The sequence below is a fragment of the Helicobacter pylori genome (assembly GCF_014497725.1).
In the GTDB taxonomy this organism is placed as follows: domain Bacteria; phylum Campylobacterota; class Campylobacteria; order Campylobacterales; family Helicobacteraceae; genus Helicobacter; species Helicobacter pylori_DE.
The window spans coordinates 16,696-34,825 of the sequence record NZ_JACTGF010000005.1; the positions used below are offsets into that span (position 1 = coordinate 16,696).

At 40.0% G+C, this 18,130-nt stretch carries 9 protein-coding genes; 1 reads left to right on the top strand and 8 read right to left on the bottom strand.

Going from position 1 to position 18,130, the window contains the following annotated elements; all coding sequences use genetic code 11:
* Positions 1 to 183: 183 nt before the first annotated feature.
* Positions 184 to 2,670: a flagellar hook-associated protein FlgL gene (flgL, locus tag H7N69_RS04950; RefSeq protein ID WP_187884976.1), complete on the top strand. Its 2,487-nt coding sequence runs from the start codon at positions 184 to 186 to the stop codon at positions 2,668 to 2,670.
* Between the two features lie 325 nt (positions 2,671 to 2,995).
* Here the strand turns inward: flgL and H7N69_RS04955 are convergent, their stop codons facing one another.
* From H7N69_RS04955 to bioV, 8 genes are all read right to left on the bottom strand, one after another.
* Positions 2,996 to 4,015, bottom strand: coding sequence for an aliphatic amidase (locus H7N69_RS04955; RefSeq protein ID WP_001215709.1), 1,020 nt, complete (start codon positions 4,013 to 4,015; stop codon positions 2,996 to 2,998).
* Between the two features lie 197 nt (positions 4,016 to 4,212).
* Positions 4,213 to 5,892: a bifunctional chorismate-binding protein/class IV aminotransferase gene (locus tag H7N69_RS04960; RefSeq protein ID WP_187884977.1), complete on the bottom strand. Its 1,680-nt coding sequence runs from the start codon at positions 5,890 to 5,892 to the stop codon at positions 4,213 to 4,215.
* A complete protein-coding gene (locus H7N69_RS04965; RefSeq protein WP_033585624.1) occupies positions 5,893 to 6,765 on the bottom strand; it encodes a DUF2156 domain-containing protein in 873 nt (290 codons plus the stop codon).
* Positions 6,766 to 6,777: 12 nt separating this feature from the next.
* A complete protein-coding gene (locus H7N69_RS04970; RefSeq protein WP_033585622.1) occupies positions 6,778 to 7,080 on the bottom strand; it encodes a chorismate mutase in 303 nt (100 codons plus the stop codon).
* Positions 7,081 to 7,084: 4 nt separating this feature from the next.
* Positions 7,085 to 8,302, bottom strand: a complete 1,218-nt coding sequence (gene lysA / locus H7N69_RS04975; RefSeq protein WP_187884978.1) for a diaminopimelate decarboxylase — start codon at positions 8,300 to 8,302, stop codon at positions 7,085 to 7,087.
* Positions 8,303 to 8,349: 47 nt separating this feature from the next.
* Positions 8,350 to 17,070 carry an immunomodulatory autotransporter protein ImaA gene (imaA, locus tag H7N69_RS04980; RefSeq protein WP_187884979.1) on the bottom strand — a complete coding sequence of 2,907 codons (8,721 nt, stop codon included), beginning with the start codon at positions 17,068 to 17,070 and terminating at the stop codon, positions 8,350 to 8,352.
* A 53-nt stretch (positions 17,071 to 17,123) separates the two neighbouring features.
* On the bottom strand, positions 17,124 to 17,597 hold the full coding sequence (locus H7N69_RS04985; protein ID WP_187884980.1) for a DUF4149 domain-containing protein: 474 nt from the start codon (positions 17,595 to 17,597) through the stop codon (positions 17,124 to 17,126).
* Between the two features lie 12 nt (positions 17,598 to 17,609).
* Positions 17,610 to 18,128, bottom strand: a complete 519-nt coding sequence (gene bioV / locus H7N69_RS04990) for a pimelyl-ACP methyl ester esterase BioV (protein ID WP_187884981.1) — start codon at positions 18,126 to 18,128, stop codon at positions 17,610 to 17,612.
* Between the last annotated feature and the right edge of the window lie 2 nt (positions 18,129 to 18,130).

Genomic DNA, 18,130 nt, shown 5'->3' on the forward strand with positions numbered 1-18,130 from the left:
TTGCTAAAATTTAACTTTAAATTGAGATTAAATCCACATTAAAAGAATTTTTTTACTCAAAAACACCCCATTTAACCCGCCATTATTAACCCGCATTGCCCCACTCAAACCATTCGCAATTGCTATTAACTTGTTTTGGAATACTTTTAGCTTGTTTGTTAAAAAACCAATAAGGATTTGATCATGCGCGTTACCTTTGGCTCAAAATACAACCAAATGAATCACTACCAAAACGCTTTACAAAATAAAATCAACGACGCTAACACGCAGATCGCTTCAGGGCTAAAAATCCGTTATGGCTATCAAAACAGCGACATTAACAACCAGAATTTAAAATTCCAATACGAAGAAAACACCTTAAATCAAGGCATTGATGTGGCCAAAAACGCTTACACTTCAACGCTCAATACCGATAAAGCCTTGCAAGAATTTTCTAAAACGATGGAGGCGTTTAAAACCAAGCTCATCCAATCCGCTAACGATGTGCATTCAGAAACTTCTCGCGCCGCTATCGCTAACGATTTGGAACGCTTGAGAGAGCATATGATGAATGTTGCTAACACCTCTATAGGAGGGGAATTTTTATTTGGGGGCAGTAAGGTGGATAGACCCCCCATTGATAGCGAGGGGAAATACCATGGCAATGGCGAAGATTTAAACGCGCTCATCAGCTCTGATAACCTTGTGCCTTATAATATCAGCGGGCAAGATTTGTTTTTAGGCACCGATAAAGACAAACACAAACTCATCACCACCAACATTAAACTACTCAATCAAAACAAGCTCCACCCTGATGTGATGGACGCTTTAGAGCATTCTTCATTGCCTGAAGAAGTTTTTATTAAACCCAGCAATACCTTAAGAGAACTCATCGGCGATAACGATAAAGACCCAACCAATGACCCTAAAGAGTTTTTTTATTTGCAAGGCATTAGGCCTGATGGCTCTAGTTTTAAAGAAAAATTCGCGCTCTCTAAAGCCTATCAAAATCAAGAGAGCGCGACTAAAGTGAGCGATCTGTTGGATAAAATCGCTCATGCTTACGGGAACACTTCGCAAAATAAAGTCGTGGATGTGAGTTTGAACAATTGGGGGCAAATTGAGATTAAAAACCTAACCCCCGGCAGTGAAAATTTGGATTTTCATTTGATTTCTAGCGATGGGGATTTTGATGATTTAGACGCCTTACGATCTAGCGCTAAAAGGGTTACTGAATACGTCAAAAGCGCGTTTGTAACGGATAGGAGTTTGAGCCAAGTTAAAGCGGTGCCTAGCATGTATAACCCCAAGGTGCTTGAAATCCCTAGCGTGTTTGTCACTAAAGACAATGTTTTAGCCAACAAAAACACCAAATTGAGCGAGATTTTTGGCGATAAGGTGGAAACTTTAAAAATCAACGCCAGCCGTTTGGATAATTCAAGCGCTATTAAAATCCCAAATCTCCCTGTTTATTTGGATATTCCCATTCTTTTAGATGTGAAAAATTCTACGATTAAAGATTTGAAAGACGCGATTAAAGAACGCTTTAACAATGAAGTGGATGTGGAAATTGAAACCAACGGGCGTTTGAGGATTATTGACAATTCTTCTAAAGAATCGCCTATCTCTTTTGCCTTAAGCACCCTGGATCAAAAAGGGCTAGAAGTGGCCGGTATCCCCACTAATAACGCGAGCGAATACCAAAAAACCTACTTCAATAAAGAAGGGGCGAAATTAGAAAGCAATGTCGCTCAAATCGCTCAAAATGGCGCGGCTAATGGCTCTACTAAACTGAGTGAAGTCTCTAAGGGGAGTTTAGAAAATAGCGTTTTTAACATAAAATTAAACGATGTGAATGGTTCGTTTTTAGAAGCGCAAATAAACTTGGATCCTAATGGGGCTTTTTTGAGTTTGCCTAATGGCGTTAAAATCCCGCTTTATGACCCCACAACCGCTGATATTCAAGCGTCTAAACCCAATGAAGTAACTTACAGGCAGCTCATGGATGCGATGAGTATCGCGCTCAATTACAGCAACACTGACCCTGCAATCTACCAACAAATCAGCGATAACCCCACTTCAAAAGAAAGCAAGGAGCGCTTTATTGAATTGTTAAAACAAGCTAAAGACAACCTTTCTGTCAATTTGAATGAAGAGGGTAAAGTTATTATCCAAGACAACATGCATTCAAACACCAAAATGCAGTTCATGCTTTTTGATAAAGACGCGAATGATTTTTCTCAAAACGCCTTGCACAGCGACAAACCAAGCCTTAAATTAAACGCTAATAACGCCCTCATTATTGACAAGCCCAGCGTGAATTTTTTTGATCAATTAGAAAATACCATCACTTCTGTAAGAAAAGGGATTTATCGCCCGGACGCTTTAGGGGATACTTATTCTAGCGACATGCGTAATTTAGGCATTCAAAACGGCATCACCCTTATAGATCACTTGAGCGATCACATAGAAAAAATGATCGCTAAAAACGGCGCTCATGGCAAGGCGTTTGAGAACATTATCAGGCGTAATGAAGTTTTAAAAACGCAAGTTCAAAGCATTCGTGGGGAAACGACCGGCACGGATATGGCAGAAACTTATAACAAGTTTTCCAATCTCACTAACAATTATAACGCCGTTCTGGCTTCCACGAACAAAATCAATAATCTGTCTTTAACGAAGTATTTATAGTCTTTTGGTGGTTTTTAAGCGTTTTATTGAAGAGAAAAATAAATTAAAGGCTTTGTTCTATTAAGCATAAACAAGCCTTATAATGGGATTTTGGTTATTTTGCTTTAAGCTCATTTTCTTAAGGGGATAGGGGGTATTTTGAATACCTCCTCTACAGCTCCCAACTAAATCCCCTAACCCCAAAAGAACGCATTACAAGAAAATATCGCCCAACTAGCGTCAAGCTTTTTTATATCTATATTGTAAAAAACGCTTTTTAGCATTTTTTAAATTTTCACTCTCTCATCGCTTTAAAGCATCTACAAAACCCCCCTCCTTTTGCCCTTTATTTCGTGGGCAAATCGCCTACAGGACAAGCGGCCACGCCCACGCTTGGGCGAGTGAATTTTTCTACATTTTCTTGAGCTTTTTTGGGGTCATTAACCCAAGTTTTATAGAACTCAAAAGGGCATTCCGCCACACCCTTATCCCCATCGCCACTAGCAAAAACCCCACTATAACCTCTGTGCAAGAGTTTGAAGAGTTGGTTTTGGCTTTGGTCGTATTTCCTCGCATCACGGATTTGTTGCACAGAAAGTTGAGCGTATTGAAGACCATTTTCTTCTTCCCCGCATTCGCCCAGAGTATGCCCGTCAAAACCAATAATGCTAGAATGCCCGAAATAGGAATACACCCCATCAAAACCGGTCGCATTCGCTACCGCTACATAACATTGATTAGCCCACGCCATAGCTTTCACTATCGCAATTTGTTGCTCCTTAGCAGGATACATGTAACCTTGACAGCGCACAATAAGCTCTGCCCCACGCATCGCGCAATCGCGCCAAATTTCAGGGTAGTTCCCATCATCGCAAATGATCAAAGAAACTTTCAAGCCCTTAGGCCCATCAACCACATAAGTTTTATCCCCAGGATACCAGCATTCAATAGGACACCAAGGCAAGATTTTGCGGTATTTTTGCACGATCTCACCCTTATCATTGACAAGAATCAAAGTGTTATAGGGATTCTTTTTGGCTTGCTCGTGTTTTTCCCCAGTCAAAGAGAACACTCCCCAAACCTTGTTTTTCTTACAAGCCTCAGCAAAGATTGCGGTTTCTTCTCCAGGAACGCTTGCAGCTGTGTCAAACATTTCTTGTCTGTCATACATAATCCCATGCGTGCTGTATTCGGGGAAAATAATCAGATCCAATCCGGGCAAACCTTGTTTGACCCCACCAATCACCTTAGCGATATTGCGACAATTTTCCAACACTTGTTCTTTAGTGTGGAGTCTAGGCATCTTATAATTGACTACCGCTACACCCACAGTATCGGGGCTGCTACTAATATCTCCATGTCTCATATTATGTTCCTTGTTTTTTTTTGATGAAAGTTCCTAAAAACCCTCTATTGAATTTATAAAATAATTGTGTAAATGGATTCATAATGAATGTGAAAACTTTAATCATTATAATTATTATAGGCGAGTTTTAACTTTTTTGCTCCATTGGGTAACCTATTTCTAGAAAAATGAGGTTTTAGGCGCTTCTATTTTTATGGTTATTTGATTTTCACCTCCACTAAACCATATAGCGCATTAATGCAATAGATTTTAGCCGCTCTTTGCAAGTCTTGTAATTTTAAGCTAGCATGCTCAACAAGACCCTTTTTTAACAACCCCACAACACCCGTCCCGTTTAACGCGCCCGCGCTGAAATAAGGGGTTAAAAGCTTGTTATGGATTTCTAAAATAAGATTGCTCCTAGCGCCCTCAGTGAGTTCTAGATCCTGGTTATAAAAGATTTCATCAAACATAACGCCTTTTTTAATGAGCGCTCGAGCGTTTTGATAAAAAGGGGCGTAAGTGGTCTTATGGTATAAAAAATCATTGTGTTTATCAATGGGGGCTTCACTCAAACGGATTTCTAGGCTTTTTAAAGGCTCTAAGGTTTTGTATTCTTTAATGAGCTTGCCCTTTTTATTGAGTAAAACCCTTAAAACCCCTTCTTTTTCCAATTCAAAGTCTAAAAGATTGTCATCGTATTTAAAGTTAAAATATCGAGCGCTATGCATTAAGCGTTCTTTATGGGCGTTTTTATTGTTAATCTCTAATTTTTGATCCCTTTTGATAATTTTCATCGTCTCTATAATCTCAAATTCTATTTTAGGCATCACAAAAAAGCTTTTTAAAAAGCTCTCTTCATATTCTTTTAGCGCTTTACTTTGATAAGTTACCCCACTCCCTACCCCCAAATGCAAAAAATCTTCGCATGCTCTTTTTTCTAAAGTGCGGATAGGCACGCTAAAAAGGGCTTTTTTTCCTCCAACCATGCCTATCGCCCCGCAATACACCCCCCTAGGGCGTTTTTCTAAATCTTCAATGATTTGCATGGTTTTGATTTTAGGGCATCCGGTCACAGAGCCGCAAGGGAACAACGCCTTAAAAATCTCAAACAAGCTTGTTTTTAGGGGCAATTGAGCTTCAATCTCACTTATCATTTGATACACGCTCGGCAAGCTGATGATTTCAAACAATTGATTGACTTTCACGCTATTTTTTAAGGCCAAGTGGCTCAAATCGTTACGCAATAAATCCACAATCATCACATTTTCGCTTCTATTTTTGTCGTCATTTTGCAAAAACAATCGGTTTTTTTCATCTATCAAGGGGTTATTTGAGCGAGCGATCGTGCCTTTCATGGGTTTTGTGATAATCTTAATCGCTGTGTCTAAAAACTCTAATTCAAAAAACAATTCCGGCGAAAAGCTTAAAACGCTCCCAAACTCATTTTCTATCAAAGCCTTAAAAGGCGTGTTTTGGTTGTGTATCACTTCCTTAAAAACGCGCTTTGGCTTGGCTTTAGTGTCTAAAAATAAGTCCATCGTGAGATTCACTTGATAGGTATCACCGTTTTTGAGATGCTCTTTAACGGCTTTAAACTGCTTGAAATAAGTTTTTTGATCTAAAGAACTATGGATTTTAGGGTAAAACGCATGCTCTTTTAAAGGCTCTAAAGAATATTTTTTTCTTTCTAAAAATTGTTCAAAATACAAAAAAGGGGTTTGGCTTTGAAAAGTTTCATCTAAAAACGCTAAACGCGCTTCATACAAAAGATACCCCACAAAATACCCCTTCCCCCTATTTTGAGAGATGAAATCCAGGGCGTTTTTAAGCTCATTAAGATTAGTGGCTGTGAGTTTTTTAACGCTTTTTTGATATTTAAAATCCCCAAAAATCATTTAATTTCTAGCAACGGCTTCGTATTTGTCTATCAAAAACACCGGGTTATAGCTCATTTTAGACCTTCTCAAACCCTCTAATCCTAGATCTTCTTCTCTGTTAGCGTAAGTCAAATGGCTAAATTCATTCAAAAGCAATTGCTGGTTGATGATTTGATATGCGCCTGCAATATCTGTGCGGGCTTTTTCAATGTGGATGAGCGCGCTCTCTTCGTTTAAAACTTCTCCAAAACTAAACGAGACTATTTCCCCATTAACCCTAACAAGCCCCCCTTTCACATCCAAGCTTTCATAATTTTCTAACACGCTTTGAATGCCCTTATTTTCATTGATTAGCCCTATATCATCGGTTTGGCTTTCTAAAAACCACTCTTTAGAGGCTTCTAAAACTTCCTTTTTATTTTGAGGAGAAATTTTTTCATAAACAAAATTCGCATGATTGGTTAAAAACTGGTTTAGGTGGTTTTTTTTCTTATGGTATTTTTTCCCTTTGAGCGCGATCAGTTCTTCAATAGAATAAACATAATCGCTCCTGTCTCTGTTGTAAGTGAAATCAAACACCCCTACAAAATTGTCTTTCAAATCGTCTTTTTGCTCTAAAGTCAGGGAGTGGAATCTTAAATTTTTTTCTAATTCCAAAAGCTCTTTCACGCATTCATGCGTATTCTTACCGATAGGATAGAAATAAAAGGGTTTTTGGTTTTTATAAGTGGTTTGAATGACCAAACAATCCTTAATCACCGCCACTTGAATGAGCCTTGCGTGCTGCCATAAGAAGCAATTGGTAAAGCTCACGTCCGATAAAACGATTTTTTGAGTTTGTAAAAACCTTGAAAACAGGTCCTTATGTTCTAGGGTAATTTTTTCAAACATGGCAACTCTCTTTTATTTTTTTAACTCTTTTAGGGCGTTTTCTTGAAAATTTCTAGAAATCTTAAAAACCTCTGCATAAAAACTTGCAAGGATTCCTCCATTCAAATGCTTGAAATCCCTTTGGCTGAGTCGTTTTAAAATCTCTTGCTCTCTTTTAGGGCAATAAATGGGGCTTTTTTGGGGGCTTTCTTGTTTGATAAGAGCGATTTTTAAAGCGATTCCTAAGCGTTTGTCTAAAAGATCGCTCAATTCATTATCCAATAAATCAATTTCAGCCCTTAAATTTTCTAAAAGACTATCCAAATTCTTTTGCATCTAATCAAACCCCCTTTAAGCCTTCTTCTTCTAACCGCCATAAATCTTCTAAAGCTTCTCTTTTTCTTATCACTCTGATTTTGTGATCTTCTAGGGCTAATTCTAAGAGTTTGGGGCGCGAATTGTATTGACTGGCCATGCTAGAGCCATAAGCCCCAACCTTTTCTATGGCTAATTTATCGCCTGGCTCTAATTCTGGCAAATTGGCGTCTTTTAAAAAAGTGTCGCTGCTCTCGCACACAGGCCCTACCACATCGCAAGGCGAAATCTCACGCCCCCTACAAGGCGTTATGACCCTTATGGCATGCTTAGCATGATACAAACTGGGGCGTAAAAAATCATTCATGCCCGCATCCACGATTACAAAGCGCTTGTTTTGAGCCTTTTTTTCATACAAAACCTGCATGATCAATTCCCCACTCTCAGCCACGATGGATCGGCCCGGCTCACAAATAATGGTCAAATCCAAGCCTTGAAGTGCGTTTAAAATCCCTTGCGCGTAATCATAAAGCTTGATAGTCTCTTCATTTTCATAGCTCACGCCAATGCCTCCACCCACATCAAAAAAACGCAAATCAATCCCTAAAGCTATCAAAGATTTAGCGATTTTAGCCACCTTTTGACTCGCTTCTATAATCGGATCTAAATCTAAGAGCTGCGATCCGATATGAAAATGCACGCTAACAGGCTCTAAAAACGCGCTTTTTTTAGCCCAAAGAAACATTTCCAAAGCTTCTTTTTCTCCTACGCCAAACTTATTTTCTTTCAAACCGGTAGAAATATAGGGGTGCGTTTTAGCGTCAATGTTAGGGTTGATTCTAATGGAAATCCTAGCCTTTATCCCTAAAGATTGAGCGATTGTTTCAATCGTTTTTAATTCCATAAAACTTTCCACATTCAAAAATAAAATGTTGAGTTTTAGGGCTTGCTCTATTTCAAATGCGCTCTTACCCACCCCGCTAAACACGATTTTATAAGGCTTGATCCCAGCTTTTAAGGCCCTTTGTATCTCGCCTATGGAAACGCAATCCGCCCCGCTCCCTAAATGCGCCAATAAAGAGAGGATACTCAAATTAGAATTCGCCTTTAAAGCGTAGCAAATCAAAGATTTACGCCCCCTAAACGCTTCTTTATAATTCAAAAAAGCCTGTTTGATCTTGTCAAAATCATAGAGGTAAAAAGGGGTTTTATAAGTTTGAAACAGCTCTTCATAATTAAACATAGAAAAACCTAACCATAAAATTTGAACGAAGCATTATAGCAAAAAAGCTAAAACGCCACTCGCATGCCCACATTCCCGGTTATATTAATGTCTTGGTATTGTAAGCCCATTTTAAGCCCCACCCCCGCATTCACATACACCAAACGCCACAAATGCATTTCGCCTCCTGTGATCACGCTCGCAAAAGTGTTGAAAACTTCCCCCTTGCGATACAATAAAGTGTTTTCACCCACAAAACGCACCATATTGCCGCCTTTAGATTTGATCAAAAGATCCCTACCCAGTCTCGCCGTTACAAAATAATAGGAATTTTGACCAAAATATTTACGGCTCTCTAGCCCCATGTTGAGCGTTAGAACCGATTCGTTAGAGGGGTTTGAATGCATGAGAAATTGTTTGTAAGCGGCATCATTTATTTTGCCTTTCATCCCGCTCAAGCCTATGAAATAATAACTCAAGCCCACTTGAGGTTTTAGCACCACGCTTTTTTGTTTGAACATGAAATCATAGCCGTAATTCCCGTTCACGCTCGTTGTCCAAGTGTTATAACTATAGCGTTGGTTCAACACAGAAAGCAAGGGATTAGAAGAATTGATATTATTTGCATTGCCTCCATAAGTTTCATTCGCACTCAAAGTGAATTCGTTCCTTTTTAAAAAAGCCCTCGCATACATCCCCACATCCACATTATTACCCAAAGAATGCATGATGTTCCCATTAAAGTCGCTATAGCCATAAGCCACATAACCCCCAAGGATCACATTTTTAACTAACCTGTCATAGCCCACATTCAAGCCATAAAGCGTGCCATTGCCCCCAGAAATAAAGCTCGCTCCCCCCACCCCTTGAACCCAAAGGTTATTTGGGTGTTTGCTGAGTTGAGAGTATTTGACAAAAACCTCTAAAGTGCTAGGGTTAGAATCGCTAAAACGCTTGTTTTTAAGCTCTAGTAAACGATTAGAAAAACCAGACTCTCCCTCTCTAGCCCTAAAATCAGAGAGTTTTGTCAAACGGCTGGTTTGTTGGGTGTAACTCGCCAATTCTAAAAGGTTGGTAGCGTTATCCCTAAAATTAGGGTTAGAAATCAAGCTTGCGGTGTTTTGAAGATCTTTTGTTACGCCTAAGATTTCATTCAAAGAGTGGTTTTCTAAATAAATCGGCGCAAAAAGCGGGTTTTCTTTGGTTTTTATCATCAATGTTGAAAGCCAATTGATAGCGCTATTCCCCCCTATCGCTTCAATTTGATTGAGTGCGCTTTGTCCTTGAATGCCCACAATGTAATCTTGTAAGGTAGGGGGGGTAAAATCCATGATCTTGTTGCCATAAGACATTTTAATCTGGTCATGAAGGACAGAAAGGCTTAAAATGTTGTTTGGAGAAGCGTTGTTTGAGTTAGGCAGCGCTACGCTCAATAATAACCCCTTATCTTGCAATAAAACCCGTTGGCCCAAATAAGTCAATACGCCGTTTTTTTCCTCTATGTGGTTTCCGTTGATATTGATTAAGGTATAGAGCTTTAAATACGATTGCAAGCTATCGGGGCTGATATCGTAATTGATGTAACGGCTGCTTTTTAATAAAGTGTAAGTCGTGTTATTGGCCATGCTGTTATTGACATTTATAAAAGGCGTTTGGGTGGTGTTGAGATTAATGATCCCCTCTGCTTGAATGAGCGGATTTGTAGGCGTTTGAGAATTTTCTAAATTAAAATGGATCGTTCCCAAATTATTCAAAGCCCCCCCTACTTCTAACCCATAAATCCCGGTGCTTAAAGAAGCGTTTGAAGCGATCACTAAATTTTGAAGTACCTCTATTTTGCGCGTGGCGTTGTTGTTAAATACGCCTTGAATGTTTAAGTTATTCGTTACAAAGCTGGCGTTTTTCTCTAACACCGCTTGGTTGGAAATCGTGAGGTTGTTGGCTTGGAATTGAGCGTTATTGTAAAGATACAGGTTTTTAACGTTTGCAGAGCCTTTAATCTTTGAAAAATCAACCACCCCGTTAGCGTAAATATTGCCTGAAAAATTGAAACCATTCGCCGCAACCACCAAGCTCTCATCGTTATTGTTCAAGGCGATTGGCGCGTTACTTGACGCATTACTAGAATAAGTGTTATTTTGAGTGGTGAGCGTACAAGGGTTTGTAGCGCTAGCTGTCGTTGGATCGCTTTGTTGCGCGCAACTAGCGTTGATAAACAGATTGCCTTGAAACACGGAAACATTGTTATTAGCAGCATTAATTTTAAGGCCGTTGCTGGCATCAAGCGTGGTGATGCTAATGTTAGAAACTTGATTAGACAATAAATTGAGCGTTCCAGAATGGTTAGTGAAAGCGATGTGGTTGTTTCCGGCAAAAATGAGCGAATTTCCTGCGTTAAAAGAAAGCGTGCCTCCATTAGCGTTAGAGAAAGTGGAATTTTGCACAAAAACATTGCCTTGCGCGTTGAAACTAAAATCCCCTTTTTGCCACGCTTGACTCAAGCCATAGGGAGCGAAAAGCCCCTTTTTACCAAGATTAGGGATCAAATCCCCCAAACCTTGTTCATAAATAGGCCCTAAGCCTTTAGCTGCTAGGACTTTGTCTAAAACGCTTTTAATCTGTTGGTTTTGCAGCAAGCTTTCTAAAGAATTGAGCGTGTCTTGGCCTAAAAATTCGCCAATCATTTGCTTGCCTAAAGTGGCTACATCGTTTTTTAAAGAGTCGCTCGGTTTGACAATATCTTGCAACATCACGCTTATCACTTGCCCTATATCGTTAGCGGAAATAAAGCCAGTGATCTGATTGAACAACCCTTTTTTACTCAATAAATCATTGATGGACATGCTCCCTATAAGCTTTTCAGGGTTTTGCAAATCAATGCCCCCCAGTCCGGCTAATCCCCCCACTAACCCGGTCCAAAAGCCTAATTTTTGTCTGATCAAATCTTTAATCGCCGTGTTCAAACCGCTATCATTCATGAGGTTATCAAAATTATTCTGCCCTAAAAGCTGGCTTAGGGTTTGATTTTTTTGCTCAGGCGTTAAATACCCCCCAATCACGCTATCACTCCCTAGCGTATTTACTATCAAATTCCCTAATCCCCCGGCTTTATTAATGGATTGCACCGCCACTTCGCCCAAAATATTAGCGAGCCCGGCTTGATTAAAAATCTTATTGATGCCCTCTTGGCCTAGCATGCTAAAAATCCCATCGGTTTGTGAGCTTACGATATTCGCTTGGTTGAGAATAAGCGAAGTTTGGCTGTTAAAAGTTACGCTAGCGCTCCCCCCAGTCCCCCATGCGTTCCCACTCCCTAAAGTGCCGGTAAGATAAATTTCTTTAGCGTTAAAAGTCGTGTCAATATAGCCCAAATCAGCCGAGCTAGACTCTAAAAGCTGCCCTAAATAAGTGCCTCTAAATTTTTGGCACACAATATCAGTGTAATCGCAAGGTGTTTGATAGCCCAAGCCCCCAAAAACCACCGCGCTATTGGTGTCTGTTTGCCCTATTTTAGTCGCCCCTATAATCAAAGCGCCGTTATTGAAATTTTGCACCACCGAATTGTTTGCGTTATCAATCAACTCGTTAATGTTTTTCCAATCGCTAGGCGTGATGAGCTTGGTAAGCTGGTTTAGTGCATTAGAGTTTAAATTGCTCAAACTTGAAAGCGAAAAATCATTCCCTAATATCTTTTTGATTTCAGGGTAGAGTTTGAGTGCCATTTGCCCTAACGCTTTGATATTATTGAAATTATAGCCCTTGTTATAGATGTGCAACGCGCTAATAGGGTTGCCTTGCGCGTTATAGGTTTGCGAGATGACAGAAGACTCAGAGCTTAGATTGTTATTTTTCGTGGTGTTGTTACTGCCACTGGCTTGATAGGATTGGTTGGGGTTATAATAGCCTTTCACGCTGCTAGTGAGATAAAACACGCCTTCTGCGTCATCGCTATAAGAATACACGCCATTAGCGTTGTTATAGACTTTTTGGTAGTTAAAGATTTCAGAGCCAATGTTATAGAGCGTGTTTTTAATGCCCGGGATTTGAGAGAGCGTAACGCTTAGTTGGTTGTCTTTAAAGCTCTCGGTGATTTTTAGGGCGTTATTAAGGGGGTTAGTGAAACTATAAGTTTGGTTTTTAGCATCATAAATCCCGTCATTGATGCGCATGCCAAAGAAGTTGATGCACTCATACCAATTACTATTCATGTCCGCTTGAATGATGTTATACACACGATTTTTATTATCGTTTAGATCGCTTAATAAATCAATGTTAGCGATATTCAAACTCCCTTGATCGCTAAAAACAAGCTGGCTGTTTTTTAAATTCAGCACGCTACTGTTGTTAGGGTTTAAGAGGTTGCCTCCCAAACTCAAGGGTGCTTTAATGTTAAGGGCTTGATGGAACGTGATGGGGCTTTGAGAAAAAGCGTTATCATAGAAATTAAACGCCGTGTTAGAGGTAATGGCGCTAGAGCCTTGGAAATCTAAAGAAGAGTTATTGCTTAAATTAAACTGCCCTCCTAAAGAGACCACTCCCTTAAACACGATAGAAGAATCATTCAAACTCGTAGTAATATTCGCTGAATTGAAATTAACCGCCCCGTTAAAATTAAGGTGAGAGCCATTACTCGCAATCAAGCTCGCATAATCGTTGATCGTGGCGTTGTTGGAAATATTGATGGCGCTTTGGTTGAGGTTGAGCGAGCTGGTGTCGTTCAAATTCAAATCGCCTTGAAGATCCAAGGTTGAATGGTTGCTCGCATTGATAGAGGCGTTTTGAGAAAGATTGATCGCATTGGCTTTAATGCTGCTTGTCCCCACTGAAACGCTTAAATTGGAATTGTCAAACAACACGCTTTTAGCTTGCATTTGATACAAACCAGAGCTTAAATTCGTGCTGTTGGTGAAACTGATCGCATTAGTGGCATTGAATTTAAAAACGGACTGCGTTTGCCCCACATAGCCTCTAAAAGAGCTGTTAGAAAAATCCAGATTCAAAGCGTTGAAACTAAAATTAGGGTTGCCTTTATTTTGCGCGGTATCGTCTATAAAATAGGAGTTTTGGGCTTGAATGTTCGCGCTGTTAGAAACAAAATTCATAGAAGAGCTTTGTGTGCCAGCGGCGCGGTTATACAAAGTCGCGTTCGTTAAAAGAATGCCTTGAAGCCCGTTAAAATTAAGGTTCGCGCCCCCACCGCTAGAAATGCGATTCCCGCTTTCAATGCTGCCGGTGATGTAAATCTTTTGCGCTTCATAATGCCCTGTGATAAAGCCTATGCATTGCAAATTCCAGCAATGCCCGCTCGCATCATTGCTCCCTACTCCCTTATTGTCCCCAAAGCGAATGACCACATTAGATTGCGGCGCATCGCTTACGCTCGTCCATATATTTTTAGCCCCAAAAACGATCGCGCTGTTTTGCCCGGTGAACGTTTGAGAAAATTCCGCTTTAGTGAATAAAGTTTTCCCGCTCGCATAAAAATCAATGCTGTTGTCGTAATAATAAATGGTGTTGTTTGGATTCCCTAAATTATTGTTATAACTGTTAGGCATGTAGGTCATAAAACCAAGAGTGTTTTGATAATACAAACGATCCGATTTTTCCATATCCATGTAATCAAACACCATGCCAACGCCCAAACGCCGGATAGAAATGCTGTTGGGTGAAAAAACCTCTTGAAAATTATAGGTTTGGTTATTGAAAGAATACACCACATCATAAATACCATTACCCGCGCTAGAGACGAGTTTCTCACTACTTGCCCCATGCCCTTGGTAGTTGATGAGCTGCCATAAGTTTTTACTAAAAGCGTCGTTGTATTCAATTTCTTTAGAAGAGCTTACAAGGGTGATAGGGTTGCCATTAGTGATAGCCTGATCAATATTGATAACCGAATGAGCGCTAAAAGCAATCGTTCCATCGCCAAAAGACAAAGGGGCGTTCAGGTTTTTTAAAGTGATGTTATTGAGAGTAACTTGCCCTTTCACGCTCGTATTCGTAGGGCCATTAAAAGCCACATTATCAAAAGTTGCATTCCCTGAGATATTAACAGAGCCGGTATTATTAAAATTAGCGTTATTTTGAGAGCCATTAGTAGAGTTCCCAAAAACAGCGTTCCCGGCGATTTGCAAATTTGAATTAGCGTTAGTGAAGTCCCCCACAAACGAAGTGGTTGCGTTAGAATTATTGAAATTAAAAGAAGCACTATTGTTGAAGTGAGCGTTATTGAACGAAGCGTTTTTTGCACCAATCTCAAACGAACCGCTATTGAACTGGTTGTTATTTGAAAAATTCAAGCTATCGCCGCTGAATTGGTAACTCCCTCCATTAAAGTTGGTGTTTTCAAAAGTCGCTTGCCCCGCATTGAAAATGAATTTCCCGTCTTTGGCTTGGTTAGTGAAAGTTGCACCATACACGGAAAGTTTGCCATTAGCGTTTAGACCACTCAAATTCTGCGAACTATCCATGTTTTGCGTGGAAAAAGTCATAGAGCTTGAATAAATCCCGGCGTTATGTTGCGTGATGGTAGCGTTAGCGATATTGATACTATCTACCCCATTAAAGACGAGATTGGCTGCCCCACCGGTGCCTATACGATTGCCAGAACGCAGATTCGCTGTGATATACACATGATAAGCGCTATAAGTGCCATCAGTCGTGCCTGTGCATTGATAATAGGGCCAAGGCCCGCAATGCCCATTAAGAGCGCTCCCTGAAGTGTCCCCAAAAGACACCGTGTCGCTAGAAGAAACGCTATTTCCAGTCCATGTTGAGTTATACCCAATCACCAGATTACTACCACTAGCGCTAAAGGTTTGTTTAAACGAGTTAGTGTAACTCCCCCATATTTGAACGCTCGGCAAGTAATAAGTCCCGCTCTCTGTAAAATTTTGAGATTTGGGGATGTAATGTTTATGATCATACCAAGTCATGTCAGCATTAATATAATTTGAAGCGGATAAGTCAAATTTGGAGCCGCTAATGACAGGGGGTGGCGTGTAAGTCCCGCTCTCTAAAGCTTGGATGATAATGGAATTAGGGCCAAAAGTTTCTTGCAGTTTGTAGATAGTATCCCCTATTTTGTAGCCCACTTGATAGACTTGCGTAGAGTTTGAAGAGGATTTAGGGGGCGAAGAGTCAGTGTTTTTAGATGTTGTAGCGTTTCCGCTCAAAAGCTGTCCGGTAACCCCATTGTAAGTGATCATCTCCCATAAACCTTGAGCGAAACTTTGCGGATTTGAAGAGCTTTCATTCGTTTTTAAGGCGTTTGTTAAGCTGTTGATTGCATGGTTTAAAAGATGATTATAAGTGATCCCACCGCTAGAATTTAAAATCGTTACACTCTTTTTATCCCCTAAACTTGTAAGGTTGAAAGTCGTCCCTTGAGTGAGAGTGATTTTAGAACTCCAAAAATCAAGGGTTGAACCATTGTTCAAATCATTCTTACCGCTTAAAGTAACGCCACCGGTAACACTCATGTTGTTTGTATTAATAGAAGTGTTGAATGTCGTGTTGTTAAAACTCGCATCTTTTTCTATAGTGATTTTACCGGTATTATTGAAAGTGGCGTTATCAAACGAAGCGTTTTGGATTGTTAGTTGGTGGTTTGAGTTGTTAAAGGCTTGCTGAAAGTTCACAAAGCCCTTAAGAGTGGTAGTGCTGCCACTAAAAGAGCTGTTTTGAATTTGGGGGTGCTGAGCGCTGTTATCTGGATTAGTTTGGTTATTGAAAGTAAAAGTCCCCCCATTAAAGGAGCTGTTTTGGAAAGTGGCTTGATTGTTAAAAATATAGGAAGCGTTACTAAAATTCGTGCCATTAAAAGAGCTTGTGCCTTTAAAAGTGAAGCTACCGCTATTAAAGGCGGTGTTATTGGTAGCGCTAAACTCTTTATTGAAAGTATAACTCCCCCCATTTAATTTCGCCCCACTAAAAGTGGCGTTCTCTTCAAAAGTGAAACTGCCGCTTGCATTGCTAAAGGTCGTATTAGTAGCGTTAGTCGTGCCTTTAAAAGAATAGCTAGGCCCAGAAGTGGAGCAATTAGCCCCACTGCCAACTTTAGCTAAAGAACTGCAAGTATCCCCACTTAAAGAAACCGAACCAATAGTAATGGTGCTATTAGCGTTGCCTATATTCACTTGCGAAGTTTTATACGCGTTGATATTGGAATTGACATTGACTTTATTAGCGTTCAAGTTTAAAGTGGCTGTGCCGGTGTGCGTGCCAGCTCCCGATCCCACACGATTGCCCACTTCCACGCTGTTATTCACATTGATAGTCCCAGCACTAAAAGTAACATTAGTATGCCCATTAGGATACCAAGAAGTGAAGCTATTCCCACTATGAGTGCCCAAATCAAAAGTAGCGTTATTGCCTAATTCAATATTTAAATTCCCCCCATTATATTCCCCTCCCGTGTAGTTATACAGACCGCTTAAAAAATAAGTGCCGTTATCATTTTTTAAATTGGCTGTGATGTCTTGGTTGTTTTGAGAGTGGTAGTAGTTAGCCGCATTGCCCCCTGCCCAAGTTTTTGTGATGAGTTGGTTTCCTGTGAATTGTTGGGTTTTTTCCTCCCATTTATCGCAACTCCATAAAGCATACCATGGATGATGCACGCATACCTTTTGGCTTTTTCCCCCCCAACTAAGCCCCAAAATATCCGTTCCATCCGCATACACCCCACTAGCAAACCCACCAATCAGTAAAGGCATAAGCCATAAAGGACGCTTTAAGATGGTTTTTTGCTTGCGTGTTATCTTTTTTGGTTTCTTTTTAAACTTTTTCATTTAAACGCTACTTTCTTTTTCTCTAAATAGTAACTAAAAACTCTCCCCTTTAATCAAACCGAGTTTTTCCCAAACAAACGCAAGAAAAACAAAGCGCACACCAGCACAAGCAATTCCTTAAACAGCCATTCGCTTTGAGCGTGCGAGCGGGCAAATTCAGCGCTTTGAAGCGCGGCTTCACCCACTTTTTGAGCGTTTAAAATATAAGGCGTGTAATAAAAAACAAAGAGCAAGCACAACGCCCCTATCGCCACGCCAAGGATCAAATACACTAACGATCTTTTATAATAAATAAACGAAATGATTTCATAAAGTAACACCACAAAACCGATCGCGCCTAAAAGATAATTGAAACGCACAAAGATTTGCGCCATGAGTTTCCCGCTCTCAAAGGGAGTTAGATTCAATTCGGGTAAAATGCTTGAAGCTTTGAAAACAATGGGTGCGACCATCATCCCTAAAGTGATCAAAGAGCCGCCCAAAATGCCTAAAAGAAGCAAATACACCCCTAAACCAAATTTTTTCATCTTCCACCTTTTTTAAGATTTTTGCAACAAATGGTTATAGTCTTTAAACTGCCACACTTGAACTAATGGCATAAAAAATTTTAAAAGGGCTTGAACGTCAGTGATTTTATCTTTTAAACCGATAAACACTTCAATCTTCACGCCTTTTTCTAATAAAAATCTAATTATAGAATCACTATGCTTGTAATCCAATAGAAATTCTAATTCTTCTAAAGAACCCTCTCTTTTAAAACGCTCCAATTGGGCGTTCAAGCCCACTTCCTTATAAAAGTTATCCATGTAGCTTTGCGGATCTTTTTGAAACGAAGAAAGTTGCAAGCGTTTGAACGCCAAACTCTTATGCGCTAGCATGCAAGGCGAAAACAACAATAAGGAATGGATGCGCCGTTGTTGCAAGACTTCATTATAGGCGTATTCTATCGCCTTAATCGCCCCCATAGAAAAGCCTGACACATCATAAGCCCCTTTTAAAAGCCACTCTTCAAACAAAACGCTTTCATTAACAAACCCAAAACCACTAAAAAAACGCATTT